The organism is Streptomyces kebangsaanensis (assembly GCF_001906585.1).
GTDB classification, from domain to species: domain Bacteria; phylum Actinomycetota; class Actinomycetes; order Streptomycetales; family Streptomycetaceae; genus Streptomyces; species Streptomyces kebangsaanensis.
In genome coordinates, this window is the sequence record NZ_JUJA01000136.1 from 35099 (window position 1) to 48280 (window position 13182).

The following is a 13182-nucleotide window of genomic DNA, read 5'->3' on the forward strand; positions in this document are numbered from 1 at the left end:
GGCCAGCGCCTCGGCGAGCCGGTCCAGCCCGGGGCCCGCGGGACCGCCCGGCTCGGTCATGTACGTGTCCCGGCGTATCTCCACCATCAGGGCGCCGACGCGCGCGTCGCTCTCGTAGAACTCCAACGGGACGTAGGCGCCCTGGAACGGGCTGTCCAGCCCCGTCTCCCCGCACGGCTCGAACGCCCTGCGGGCGAACTCGGTCAGCTCGGGCGGCGTGTGGAAGGCGTCGGTGCCCAGGCACACGGGCGGCCGGGGGCCCTCGCCGTGCAGCTCGTAGGGCAGCGCGGCGCTCGGGTAGGAGTGCACGTCGATGATCACGGCCCGTCCGGTCGCGGCCAGCCGGTCCGCGACGGCCTTGGTCATGGCCTCGGCGTACGGCCGGAAGTACCGCTCGATCAGCGGCTCGGGGTCGGTGTCCGCCGCCCGCAGCACGTCCCGGTGCGTGGTCCGCGTGTACACCGCGCCCATCCCGACGGCGAGCATCTCCTCCCGCTCGTCCGGGAACCGCTCCGGATCCACCACCAGCCGCGACAACCGGTTGACGAACCGCCACGGCGTCAGGCCGGCCAGCCCGGCCGCCACCTCGGCGATCCGCGCGGTGTGCGAGTCGGTGATGTGGTCCAGCTCCCGCTCCAGCGCCCCGTCGTCCAGCACGATCCCCGCCCGCACGTCGGCCGGTATCTCCCGCGCCGAGTGCGGCACGTGCAGGATCACGGGAGAGTCGTCGGCGCCGGGGAGGAGTGCGAAGGACGGTGCGGTGTCGGGCACGGTAGGGCTCCTGAGGTCGTGAAGAACATGACGCCTCGATCATGCCGCACACCACTGACAACGCGGTTCAGCCCGTTCCCAGCAGCTCCCGGACCAACCGCCCCACCTGCTCCGTCTCCACGAGGAAGCCGTCGTGGCCGCACGACGACTCGATTACCCGGAGACGGCCGGCACCCGGGATGCCGGCGGCCAGCTCCGCCTGCTGGGCGAGCGGGTAGAGACGGTCGGAGTCGACCCCGGCCACCAGCGTGGGGGCGGTCACCCGACGCAGGGCGGCGCGCACACCGCCCCGGGCACGGCCGGCGTCGTGGGCGTTCATCGCCTCGACCAGGACGACGTAGCTGGCCGCGTCGAACCGCCGTGCCAGCTTGCCCGCGTGGTGGTCGAGGTAGGACTCCACCTGGTAGCGGCCGCCGCGCCACGGGTGCTCCGTGCCCTGCGGGGCGCGGCCGAAACGGAGCTGGAGCTCGGCCTCGCTGCGGTAGGTGACATGGGCGAGACGGCGGGCCAGACCCAGACCGGCGTGCGGTCCGGGACCGGTGTCGTGGTAGTTGCCGCCGCGCCAGTGCGGGTCGCTGCGGATGGCGTGCAGCTGGACGCTCGCCCAGGCGATCTGCTCCGCGCTCGCCGCCGCCGTCGTGGCGAGCAGCAGCAGGGCACCCGTGCGCTCCGGGTACGACACCGCCCACTCCAGGGCCCGCATCCCGCCCATCGAGCCGCCGACCACCAGGGCCCACCTGTCGATGCCCAGCGCGTCCGCCAGGTCCCGCTCGGCCGCCACCTGGTCCCGCTGGGTGACGAACGGGAACGCCCCGCCCCAGCACCGCGTCCCGTCGGGCCGAGGCGAGGCCGGTCCCGTGCTGCCCTGGCAGCCGCCCAGCACGTTCGGCGCGACGACGAACCACCGGTCGGTGTCCAGCGCTCGGCCCGGCCCGACCAGCTCCTCCCACCAGCCCGGCGTGGGATGACCGGGCCCGGCCGGCCCGGTGACATGGCTGTCACCGGTGAGCGCGTGCAGCACCAGCACCGCGTTGGAGGCGTCCGGGGCCAGGCGGCCCCACGTCTCGAAGGCCAGCCGTACGCCCGGCAGTTCGCCCCCCGCTTCCAGCGGAAGCGGCCTGCGCAGGCCGTGCCACCGGCGGCGCCCCGGCGGGTCCCCCTCCCGCCAGGCCCCGGAGGCCGGCGGGAGGGGGAGCGGGTCCGCGTGGGTGATCACGGTGTTCAGGACGCCGCCTTGGACGCGCGGAAGCCGGCCTCCAGGTCGGCCTTGAGGTCGTCGAGGCTCTCGATGCCGACCGACAGCCGCACCAGGCCCGGCGCGGTCCCGGTCGCCGCCAGCTGCTCCTCGTCCAGCTGGCTGTGTGTGGTGGACGCCGGGTGGATGATCAGGCTCCGTACGTCGCCGATGTTGGCGAGGTGGCTGAACAGCTCCACCCCGTCCACGAACCGTTTGCCCGCCTCGACCCCGTCGCGCAGCTCGAAGGAGACCACCGCCCCCGCGCCGCGCGGCAGGTAGGTGCGTGCCGCCTCGTACCAGGGGCTGGAGGGAAGTCCCGCGTAGTGGACCACCGAGACCTCGTCGCGTTGCTCCAGCCACTCCGCGAGGGCCTGCGCGTTGGCGGAGTGCCGCTCCATGCGCAGGCTCAGCGTCTCCACGCCCTGCAGCAGCAGGAACGCCGAGTGCGGGGACAGTGCCGGTCCCAGGTCGCGCAGCAGCTGCACGCGCAGCTTGGCGGCGAACGCGCCCGGCCCGAGCGCCGGCCAGTAGCGCAGGCCGTGGTAGCTGGGGTCGGGCTCGGTGAAGTCCGGGAAGCGGTCGGCGTGCGCACCGAAGTCGAAGGTGCCGCCGTCCACCACGACGCCCGCGAGCGTGGTGCCGTGCCCGCCGAGGAACTTGGTCGCCGAGTGCACCACGACGTCCGCGCCGTGCTCGAGGGGGCGCAGCAGGTAGGGCGTCGCCACCGTGTTGTCCACGATCAGCGGCACGCCCGCCGTGTGCGCCACGTCGGCGACCGCCCGCACGTCCAGCACGTTGCCGCGCGGGTTGCCCAGCGTCTCCGCGAACAGCGCCTTGGTGTTCGGCCGGACCGCCGCCCGCCAGGCGTCCAGGTCGTCCGGGTCCTCCACGAACGACACCTCGATGCCGAACTTCGGCAGGGTGTGCCGGAACAGGTTGTACGTGCCGCCGTACAGCGACGCACTGGACACGACGTGGTCGCCGGCGCGCGCGACGGTCAGCAGCGCGAGCGTCTCCGCGGCCTGCCCGGAGGCCAGCGCCACCGCGGCGACTCCGCCCTCGAGCGCCGCGATCCGCTGCTCGAAGACGTCCTGGGTGGGGTTGTGGATGCGGGTGTAGATGTTGCCGGGCTCGGCGAGCGAGAACAGGTCGGCGGCGTGCTGTGTGTCCCGGAAGGCGAACGACGTGGTCTGGTAGATCGGCGTCGCTCGCGCGCCGGTCACCGGGTCGGGCACGGCCCCGGCGTGCACCTGCCTGGTCTCGAACGACCAGGCTGAGGTGTCGGGCCCGGCGGGTGCTTCGTCGGGCGTGTGGCCGGCGGTGACGGCGTCGACGGGCTGGGTGGGGTCGCTCATGGTGCTCCTCGTACGAAGTGCGGTGATATCGGATGCAATGTGTCAGGTGTCGAGCGCTGTGTGCCGCGGGGACGTTCCCGGGGCATGCGTGAGCGCGTGCGTGACCTGCGGGAGGAAGGGGGAGGGGAGAACGGCGAGCGGGAACGGGACACCGGCTCGCGGGAACGTCGGCTCGCGGGGACGTCAGTCGGCGAGGCGACAACCCATGCTGGTGACACGTACGTAGTCGACGTGGCGGCGGCTCACAAGCATGATCATGCGATTCAGGGTAAGCATATGCACCGCGAAGTGCCAGAGCCGGGTGGGGAACGCCACACAACCGTCACAAACGGGTCCGCCCCGGCCGGCGGGGTGCCGGTCGGGGCGGAGGGGCGAAGGAGCGTCGGACTCCCGGGCGTCAGGCCCGGGTCGTCACCCGGTCAGCTCAGGGAGGCCAGGGCCTCGTTCCAGGTGGCCGACGGGCGCATGACCTCGGCGGCCTTGGCCGGGTCGGGCTGGTAGTAGCCGCCGATGTCGGCCGGCTTGCCCTGGACGGCGATCAGCTCGTCGACGATCGTCTGCTCGCCCGCGGCGAGCGTCTCGGCGAACGGGGCGAAGACCTTGGCCAGGTCCGCGTCGTCGGTCTGCCCGGCCAGCTCCTGCGCCCAGTACAGGGACAGGTAGAAGTGGCTGCCGCGGTTGTCGATGCCGCCGACGCGACGGGTCGGGGACTTGTTCTCGTTCAGGAACGTCGCCGTGGCACGGTCGAGGGTGTCGGCGAGGACCTGGGCGCGCGCGTTGCCGGTGGTCTTGGCGTACTGCTCCAGGGACGGCACCAGGGCGAAGAACTCGCCCAGGGAGTCCCAGCGCAGGTAGTCCTCCTTGACCAGCTGCTGCACGTGCTTGGGCGCGGAGCCGCCGGCGCCCGTCTCGAACAGGCCGCCGCCCGCCATCAGCGGGACCACCGACAGCATCTTGGCGCTGGTGCCCAGCTCCAGGATCGGGAACAGGTCGGTGAGGTAGTCGCGCAGCACGTTGCCGGTGACGGAGATCGTGTTCTCGCCGCGGCGGATGCGCTCCACCGACAGCTTCGTCGCCTCGACGGGGGCCAGGATCCTGATGTCCAGGCCCTCGGTGTCGTGCTCCGGCAGGTACTGCTTCACCTTGGCGATCAGGTTGGCGTCGTGGGCGCGGCCCTCGTCCAGCCAGAACACCGCCGGGTCGCCGGTGGCGCGGGCGCGGGTGACGGCCAGCTTCACCCAGTCCTTGATCGGGGCGTCCTTGGTCTGGCAGGCGCGGAAGATGTCGCCGGCCGAGACCGTCTGCTCGATCAGGGCGTTGCCGGCCTGGTCGACGAGGCGGACCGTGCCGGTGACCGGGATCTCGAAGGTCTTGTCGTGGCTGCCGTACTCCTCGGCCTTCTGCGCCATCAGGCCGACGTTCGGCACCGAGCCCATGGTGGAGGGGTCGTAGGCGCCGTTGGCGCGGCAGTCCTCGATGACGGCCTGGTAGACACCGGCGTAGGAGGAGTCCGGGATCACCGCGAGGGTGTCGTGCTCCTGGCCGTCCGGGCCCCACATGTGGCCGGAGGTGCGGATCATGGCCGGCATGGAGGCGTCGACGATCACGTCGGAGGGCACGTGCAGGTTGGTGATGCCCTTGTCGGAGTCGACCATCGCCAGCTCCGGGCCCTCGGCGAGTTCGGCGTCGAAGGAGGCCTTGATCTCGGCGCCCTCCGGCAGGGACTCCAGGCCCTTGAAGATGCCGCCCAGACCGTCGTTCGGGGTCAGACCGGCCGCGGCGAGCGCCTCGCCGTACCGCGCGAACGTCTTCGGGAAGAAGGAGCGCACCACGTGACCGAAGACGATCGGGTCGGAGACCTTCATCATCGTGGCCTTCAGGTGCACGGAGAACAGCACGCCCTCCTGCTTGGCGCGGGCGACCTGCGCGGTCAGGAACTCGCGCAGCGCGGCGACGCGCATCACGGAGGCGTCGACGACCTCGCCGGCGAGGACGGGGACGGACTCGCGCAGCACGGTGGTGGAGCCGTCGTCGCCCTTCAGCTCGATGCGCAGGGTGCCGTCCTCGGCGATGACGACGGACTTCTCGGTGGAGCGGAAGTCGTCGACGCCCATGGTCGTCACATTGGTCTTGGACTCGGCGGTCCAGGCGCCCATGCGGTGGGGGTGGGTCTTGGCGTAGTTCTTCACCGAGGCGGGGGCGCGGCGGTCGGAGTTGCCCTCACGCAGCACCGGGTTCACCGCGGAGCCCTTGACCTTGTCGTAACGGGCGCGGATCTCCCGCTCCTCGTCGGTCTTCGGGTCGTCCGGGTAGTCCGGCAGCGCGTAGCCCTGGCCCTGCAGCTCGGCGATCGCGGCCTTCAGCTGCGGGATCGACGCCGAGATGTTCGGCAGCTTGATGATGTTGGCCTCGGGCGTCTTGGCGAGCTCGCCCAGCTCGGACAGCGCGTCCGGGATCCGCTGGTCCTCGTTCAGGTACTCAGGGAACACGGCGATGATGCGCCCGGCCAGCGAGATGTCGCGGGTCTCCACAGCGACACCCGCCTGAGCCGCGTAGGCCTTGACCACCGGCAGGAAGGAATACGTCGCCAGGGCCGGGGCCTCGTCAGTGTGGGTGTAGATAATGGTCGAGTCAGTCACCGGGTGCTCCGCTCCACGTCTGCAACATTACTCGACATCAAGATATCCCCTGAGCGCCCGTGACTCGACAGGGGCCTGTCCCGGGCGGGAGGGCGACCGTTGGGCCGAGGCCTTGACCTCAAGGTTGCTCGAGGTCCTAGCTTCTGTTCCATGAGTATGGAGACCACCGCCTGGACGCAGCTGCACAGCGTCATGACCGCCCAGCAGGAGCGCCGCCCGCTGGCCCGCGCGACGCTGCGCCGCATCGGCGCGTTCGCCCGTCCCCACCGCCGCCGTATCGCGCTGTTCGTCGCCCTGGGGATGGTGACCGCCCTGCTGGCCGTGGCGACCCCGGTGCTCGCCGGCCGTGTCGTCGACACGATCGTGTCGCGGGGCGACCGGGGCACGGTCGTACGACTGGCCCTGCTGATCGCGCTGATCGCGGTGGGCGAGGCCGCGCTCGGCATCCTCGGCAGACGCCTGTCGGCCACGCTCGGCGAGGGGCTGATCCTCGACCTGCGCACGTCCGTGTTCGACCACGTGCAGCGGATGCCGGTCGCGTTCTTCACGCGCACGCGTACCGGAGCGCTCGTCTCCCGCCTCAACAACGACGTCATCGGCGCCCAGCGGGCCTTCAGCAACACCCTGTCCGGCGTGGTGAGCAACGTGGTCACCCTCCTGCTCACCCTCGCCGTCATGCTCACGCTCTCCTGGCAGATCACGCTGCTCGCGCTGGTGCTGCTGCCGGTGTTCGTGGTGCCCGCCCGCCGGATGGGCAGCCGGATGGCCCGCATGCAGCGGGAGGCGGCCACCCTCAACGCGGCGATGGGCACGCGCATGACCGAGCGCTTCTCCGCCCCCGGCGCCACCCTGGTCAAGCTCTTCGGCCGCCCCGAACAGGAGTCGGAGGAGTTCGCGGCGCGCGCCCGCCGGGTGCGGGACATCGGAGTCCGTACGGCGACCGCGCAGTCCGCGTTCATCACCGCGCTGACCCTGGTGTCGTCCCTGGCCCTGGCCCTGGTCTACGGCCTCGGCGGCTTCTTCGCCCTGCGCGGCACCCTGGAGCCGGGCGCGGTCGTCTCGCTGGCCCTGCTCCTGACCCGGCTGTACGCGCCGCTCACGGCGCTCGCCGGGGCGCGCGTGGAGGTGATGAGCGCCCTGGTCAGCTTCGAGCGCGTCTTCGAGGTACTCGACCTCGCGCCACTGATCGAGGAGAAGCCGGACGCCCGCGAGGTGCCGGACGGCCCGGTCGCGGTCGAGTTCGACGGCGTCCGCTTCGGCTACCCGTCCGCCGACAAGGTCTCCCTCGCCTCCCTGGAGGAGGTCGCGAACCTGGACACCCGCGACGGCGCCGAGGTCCTGCACGGCGTCTCCTTCCGTGCCGAGCCCGGCGAGACCGTCGCCCTCGTCGGCTCCTCCGGAGCCGGCAAGTCGACGATCGCCCAGCTGCTGCCCCGCCTGTACGACGTCGACGAGGGCGCCGTGCGCGTCGGCGGCACCGACGTACGCGACCTGACCTTCGCCTCCCTGCGGGCAACCCTGGGCATGGTCACCCAGGACGGCCACCTCTTCCACGACTCGGTCCGCGCCAACCTCCTCCTGGCCCGCCCCTCGGCGACCGACGGGGAACTGTGGGACGCCCTGCGCCGCGCCCGCCTCGACGACCTCGTCCACTCCCTGCCCGACGGCCTCGACACGGTCGTCGGCGAGCGCGGCTACCGCCTCTCCGGCGGCGAGCGCCAGCGCATGACCATCGCCCGGCTGCTGCTGGCCCGCCAGCGGGTCGTCATCCTCGACGAGGCGACCGCCCACCTCGACAACACCTCGGAGGCGGCCGTGCAGGAGGCGCTGACCGAGGCCCTGGAGGGCCGCACCGCGGTCGTGATCGCCCACCGGCTGTCCACGGTCCGCAGCGCGGACCTCATCCTGGTCGTCGAGGAGGGCCGGATCGTCGAACGCGGCACCCATGAGGAACTCCTCGCCGCGGGCGGCCGGTACGCGGAGCTGTACCGCACGCAGTTCGAGCAGCGACCCGAGGAGGCGGTGGCGTAGGCGACGCCGGAGGGCACGAGTGACCGGCCGCCCCCGCTCACCGCGAGGGCGGCCGCAGCGACGATGTCCGGTCCGCGTACGGGGTGAAGTGCGCCGGCGCGTGGTCGATGGGCGGCAGGTCGGAGCGCCAGGACGTGAGGATCTGGGCGCTGCACACGAACAGCCCCTGCGGCAGCTGGTCCAGGGCCCACCACCGCCAGCCGCCCACGCTCTCGTGCGGCTGGTCGGACGGCTCGCCCTGCCACGCCGTGACGACGGCGCCGACGGTGACACGGACGACGTCGTCGACGTGGTCGACGAGCGTGCCCAGCAGCCTTACGTCCCGGGGGCGTGCCACCAGCCCGGTTTCCTCGGCGAGTTCACGCACGACGGTGTCGTGGAGGGACTCTCCGGGTTCGACGGTTCCCCCGGGCAGTTCCCATGTGCCGTGCCGATGCCGTCCCAGCAGCAGGCCCCGCTCGCCGAACACGATGGCTCCGACGCCGATCGCGGCGTGTGGTGCGGGTGGCCGGTGACCCCGTGGGCGGCTGGTCACGCGAGGCCGGCTGGCCGTGCGGTGGCGCCGGGCCCGGACGAGCTGGAGGGTCACGGGGTTGTCGTGATCCGGTGCGGTGAGGAGTTCGATCCCCTCCACCCTGAACCCGTGCTCGGTCAGGAGGCCTTCCCAGAGCCGCGGAGTGAGCGTCCACATCCGGGTGGGGATGGGCTCCTCGCCGCGCAGCCGGATGAACTCCTGACGTGGCACCACCTCGCCGGCCGGTTCCCGTGCGTCGGCGTCGGTGTGGAGGGCGGAGAAGACGAGGGGCGCGCCGTCGACCAGACCGTCCCGCAGGGCCGGCAGCAGGTGGTGCGGATCGATGCAGCCGAAGGAGCGGATGCCGTAGGCGGCCTCGTACGGCTCCGCGTGGCGCAGGTGCTCGGCGACGTCACCGCACAGGAAGCGGACTCCGGGCTCCGCGCCGTGATCGTTCAGCGCGCGCCGGTGCTGGGTGGGGGACAGGTCGACGCCGTCCACGAGGGCGCCGTGCTCGCGGGCCAGGTGGACGGCGTGGTGGCCGGGACCGGACCCGATGTCGAGGACCCTTTTGCCGCGGACGTCTCCGAGGACCTCGGCCCCGGGGCCGACGCCGGGCCAGAATCCCCAGTCGATGCGATCCGGTACGGGGGGCGAGTAGCCGCGGTCCAGCTGGCGTTGGCCGTAGATCGTCCAGCTCTGTTCGTCTGCGGGGTGTGCCGTCATGGACGGGTTCCTTCCGGCGGTGACCTCGTGGGTGGCTTCAGGGGCGCAGCGCGCAGCAACGGGTGGACAGGTCCAGCTTGCTGATACAGGGAAGGCAGAATTATGCATTTCGGCGCTGACGTCGACTCCTGACCCAGGTAGTGTGAACTGAGTCAATCGGCCAAGTGTAGGGGTGTGTGCGGGGCGTGATCGCGTCGCGTACCGTTGCCCGGCGATATCAAGACATACCTGAGACCGGAAGGACACCATGGCCCAGCGTGACGAGCCGGTGACCGTGACGCTGGCCGGCATCGCCCGGCTCGCGGGCGTGGGGCGCGCCGCCGTCAGTAACTGGCGGCGGCGCCATGACGACTTCCCGTCCCCGGTGGGTGGCACGGATGCCAGCCCGCAGTTCTCGCTCGACACGGTCGAGGAGTGGCTGACCAGGCATGGAAAGGGAGACGGCGTCGCCGGCGGCTGGGAGCGCCTGTGGCCGCGAATCGAGGATCTGGGCGACCGGGATCGCATGGGACTCGTCATCGCTCACGTAGGTCTGCAGTTGAGTAGGGGCGGTACGGCGTCGGCAGAGTACGCTGCACCGGAGATGACCGGCCCCGAACGGACGCTGGTCGAAGAAGCCCTTCGGCTGGCGCGAAAGGAAGGCGGGAATGAAGGATTCCACTTCCTGCTGAGGCGCTGGCTGGGCACACACGTGCGTCAGATCGCCACGACTCCGGCCCCGCTCGCGGATCTCATGACAGAAATCGCGCAGACGATGCGGGCCGAGGAGTGTGTGCGCTCCGTCGTCGATCCGGCCTGCGGCACTGGCGGACTACTCGTGGCTGCAGCGCGTCGATGGGCGGATCAGGGGGGCCTGAGACTGGTCGGCCATGACCATGACCCAGTTCTCGTATGCCTTGCCGACGCCTGGCTGGCTCTGGAAGCTGCGGGAACCGAGCGCAAGGTGTTGGTAGCCGACACACTGCGCGACGACCCGCTGTCTCGGGCGGACGCGGACCTGGTTTTGTGCAATCCGCCCGCCAATGAGCGTGACTGGGGACACGGTGAGCTTGCCACCGATCGGCGCTGGCAGTTCGGGCAGCCACCGCGCACCGAGTCCGAACTGGCCTGGGTCCAGCACATCCTCTCTCTGCTCGGCCCGGACGGCCTCGCCATTGTGGTGCTGCCGCCGGCCGTCGCCTCGCGCCGGGCCGGGCGCCGCATCCGGGCCGGGCTCGTACGTGCGGGCGTGGTGCGAATGGTGGTGGCGCTGCCCGCCGGCGCGGCCCAGCCGTACGGGGTGGGACTACATCTGTGGGTACTGCGCTCGCCGGGTGGGAATCCAACCGGATCATCCGTTTCGTTCGTGGATACGGCCGACTGCCGTCACACCCCGTCGACAGGGCGCGGCCAAGCAGTGGACTGGGACGCTGTGCGCGACCGGGTGCTGAGCGGGCTCAGGGGAGACGCATTCGAGGGAACCGCCGTCGTTCCGCTGCTGGAGCTGCTCGGCGACGAGACCGATCTCACGCCCGCCCGACACGTACCTGCCACGGCGGCGGCCACCGCTGTGGATCTACGTCGTTCATGGACCGGATTCGACGCCGCCTTGCTCGCCCTGCGTGACAGCAGCCAGGCATTGCGCGCGCTCACCGCCGTGCGTGAGCCGGCTGACCACCTCGATGTGAGCGTCGCTGAACTCGAGCAGACGGGTGCGGTCACGTTGGCTGCTGGAACACCTCTGCCCGCGGGTTTCGTTCAGCGCGGTCCCCGGCCGGACGAAGCGGTGGCGGTACTCACGCCGCTGAACGTGGGCGAAGGGCAGGCCGGGCAGCAGTGGATGACTTCCGAGGATGTGGAGCGTCTCCATGATGAGGGGAAGCTCACGCTCACCGCGTTCGGTGATGTGGTTGTCGTAGGGTCGACACAGGGATATGACGCCTGGGTGGAGACGAAGGCGCCCACGGTACTCGGACTGCATCTGCACAGACTGCGCGTCGACCCCGAACGCCTCGACCCGTTCTTCCTGGCGGCATGCCTGCGGGTGCGTTCGAACGCGCGGCGTGCGGGTACGCATGCCACGGTGTCCTCTCGCGTCGACGTACGGCGTCTGAGGGCGTTGCGGTTGCCTTTGGAAGAGCAGCGACGCCATGGCGAGATCCATCGGCAACTGATCGAATTCGAGCACGCCGCGGCCGAACTGGGTTCGGTGAGTGAAGCTTTGGGGGACGTACTCGCTGGGCTGCTGGCAGGTGGCGGACTGGCCGGCGGCTGAGGGCGTGCCCGGTCCGGGTCGGGACATTGGCGTCATGCGGCCGCAAGGCGGACACCATCGTGGTCAGACGTCGGGCAGCATCTTGAGCAGTTCACCGACGACTGCTGTGTGTCCCCACTCGGCCAGTTCCTGACCCACCTCGTGGCAGCGGCGCACAAGTCGGTCGGGCGCCTTTGGCAGGAGCGCGCACACCTCCAGGACGATGCGTTCCCAGGAGAGCAGGGCGCCACGTGCGTCGTCCTCTTCCGGAACGGTGCACTCGGCTGCTCCGACCCGGGCCTCCAGAGCGAGCAGGTACTCCGCCGTTCCCGCGGTGGCGCTCGCCGTCTCACGCGCCACCGTGCGGTACCGGGCGCCGGCGCCGGGCCAGTCCCCCGAAAGGCGGGCGGCATCGGCGCAGAGGAGCAGCGCTCGCAGCACATCCGGGTCGCGTCCGCCCCAGTGATTCCGGGCGTCCGGCAGGTATCGCACGAGCCGCTGTGCATGAGCTCCTGGCCCGTGCTCGGTCAGTTCGGCCTCTGTCTGCGCGATCAGGGATCGCAGACCGGCTCGGGTCGGCCCGTTCGATGACGGACGGCGCACCGTGGGCCGCCGCCGACCGGTGGCAGCGGTCCGGCGGGCTCGGGTGTCGACCGTGCCGGTCGTCGTGGTGGTTCCGGCCCTGAACGGTGTGGTGGGGTCCGGTACCAGGACTGGATGCGGGGCCGGGTCACCGGGTCGTGGAAGGAACGGCTGGAGGGCTGTTTCGGCCTCCGCGGCGCTGGGACGGGCAGCGGGATCCTTGTCGAGCATCCGTGCGACAAGGTCGACGAGGCCGGTCGAGAGCCCGTCGACAAAGGCGTCCAGGCGCGGGGCGGGGGTCTCGCAGTGATCCCGCTCGATCATGTGGTCGGGACTGCTCATCACGAATACGTGCTCCCCGGTGACCAACCGGAACAGGGTGCAGCCGACGCCGTAGACGTCGGCTGCCGGACCGGGGTTGCGCTCGCCGAGGATGATTTCCGGAGCTTTGTATCCGATGCTGCCGGGAGTCCGGCCCTCGGTGTGCCGGGTCGCGTCGGGGTCGGTCGGCAGAGCGATGCCGAAGTCGACCAGGTACGCGGTGCCGTCGTCGGACAGAACGATGTTGTGCGGCTTGACATCGCGATGGATGACGCCGGCGGCGTGCACACGCCTCAGGACGCGGAGCACCTGGACGATGACGGCGACGCTGGCGGTCAGTGTCGGGCGATGGGTGACGAGGAAGTCGCGGAGGTTTTTTCCCTCGATGAACTCCGTGACGAGATAGGGCCTTCCGCACGCGAAGTCGTAGTCCACGAGCCGGGGAACACCCTGCCCACCCAGTGCTTCGTGCATCGCGCGCTCACGTTCGAACCGCTTGAAGTCGTTCGCACTCGGTCGTACGCCACCATGGCCGCCCGGTCCTTCCCAGAAGGCGCGGGCAAGGAACTTCACGGCGACGGTCCGTCCGGTCGTCGGGTCCAGCGCCCGGTACACGCTTCCCATCCCGCCGCTTCGCGGCCCGCCTGTGATCTCGAATCTCCCGGCGAACACCTGCCCGGACTCCATCGTCCTGTCCTCCCTCGTGGTCAACCGCAGCCCAACACAACGATAGTGGTGACACGTCAGCTCGCATCAAGTCGCTTGACTATGTT

Annotated in this window: 8 protein-coding genes; 2 read left to right on the plus strand and 6 right to left on the minus strand. The window is 71.0% G+C overall.

Features of this window, described 5'->3' with window-relative positions; all coding sequences use genetic code 11:
* From RH94_RS19585 to RH94_RS19600, 4 genes are all read right to left on the minus strand, one after another.
* A partial coding sequence (locus tag RH94_RS19585; protein ID WP_107428766.1) for an N-formylglutamate amidohydrolase occupies nt 1-771 on the minus strand: 771 nt, incomplete at its 3' end.
* Nucleotides 772-838: 67 nt separating this feature from the next.
* On the minus strand, nt 839-1996 hold the full coding sequence (gene metX / locus RH94_RS19590) for a homoserine O-acetyltransferase MetX (protein ID WP_073948860.1): 1158 nt from the start codon (nt 1994-1996) through the stop codon (nt 839-841).
* A complete protein-coding gene (locus RH94_RS19595; protein ID WP_073948836.1) occupies nt 1993-3363 on the minus strand; it encodes a bifunctional o-acetylhomoserine/o-acetylserine sulfhydrylase in 1371 nt (456 codons plus the stop codon). Before RH94_RS19595 ends, metX begins: the two co-directional genes overlap by 4 nt.
* A 419-nt stretch (nt 3364-3782) precedes the next feature.
* Nucleotides 3783-6002 (minus strand): NADP-dependent isocitrate dehydrogenase, encoded by a 2220-nt coding sequence (locus RH94_RS19600; protein WP_073948837.1) that lies wholly within the window; start codon nt 6000-6002, stop codon nt 3783-3785.
* A 156-nt stretch (nt 6003-6158) separates the two neighbouring features.
* On the opposite strand from RH94_RS19600, the gene RH94_RS19605 reads away from it, so the two are divergent.
* Nucleotides 6159-8033, plus strand: a complete 1875-nt coding sequence (locus tag RH94_RS19605) for an ABC transporter ATP-binding protein (protein WP_073948838.1) — start codon at nt 6159-6161, stop codon at nt 8031-8033.
* A 37-nt stretch (nt 8034-8070) separates the two neighbouring features.
* Here the strand turns inward: RH94_RS19605 and RH94_RS19610 are convergent, their stop codons facing one another.
* Nucleotides 8071-9273, minus strand: a complete 1203-nt coding sequence (locus tag RH94_RS19610; RefSeq protein WP_073948839.1) for a bifunctional class I SAM-dependent methyltransferase/NUDIX hydrolase — start codon at nt 9271-9273, stop codon at nt 8071-8073.
* Between the two features lie 247 nt (nt 9274-9520).
* Here RH94_RS19610 and RH94_RS19615 point away from each other — a divergent pair, with 247 nt between their 5' ends.
* Nucleotides 9521-11527 carry an HsdM family class I SAM-dependent methyltransferase gene (locus RH94_RS19615; RefSeq protein WP_073948840.1) on the plus strand — a complete coding sequence of 669 codons (2007 nt, stop codon included), beginning with the start codon at nt 9521-9523 and terminating at the stop codon, nt 11525-11527.
* Between the two features lie 63 nt (nt 11528-11590).
* Here RH94_RS19615 and RH94_RS19620 read toward each other — a convergent pair whose 3' ends face one another.
* Complete coding sequence (locus tag RH94_RS19620; protein ID WP_073948841.1) at nt 11591-13096, minus strand: serine/threonine-protein kinase; 1506 nt, start codon at nt 13094-13096, stop codon at nt 11591-11593.
* Nucleotides 13097-13182: the final 86 nt, after the last annotated feature.

What these genes read in the sequence shown, in the direction of transcription:
- RH94_RS19615 (WP_073948840.1), top strand. Translation starts at nt 9,521, where the DNA reads ATGGCCCAGCGTGACGAGCCGGTGACCGTGACGCTGGCCGGCATCGCC.
- RH94_RS19605 (WP_073948838.1), top strand. Translation starts at nt 6,159, where the DNA reads ATGGAGACCACCGCCTGGACGCAGCTGCACAGCGTCATGACCGCCCAG.
- RH94_RS19610 (WP_073948839.1), bottom strand. Translation starts at nt 9,273, where the DNA reads ATGACGGCACACCCCGCAGACGAACAGAGCTGGACGATCTACGGCCAA.
- RH94_RS19595 (WP_073948836.1), bottom strand. Translation starts at nt 3,363, where the DNA reads ATGAGCGACCCCACCCAGCCCGTCGACGCCGTCACCGCCGGCCACACG.
- RH94_RS19620 (WP_073948841.1), bottom strand. Translation starts at nt 13,096, where the DNA reads ATGGAGTCCGGGCAGGTGTTCGCCGGGAGATTCGAGATCACAGGCGGG.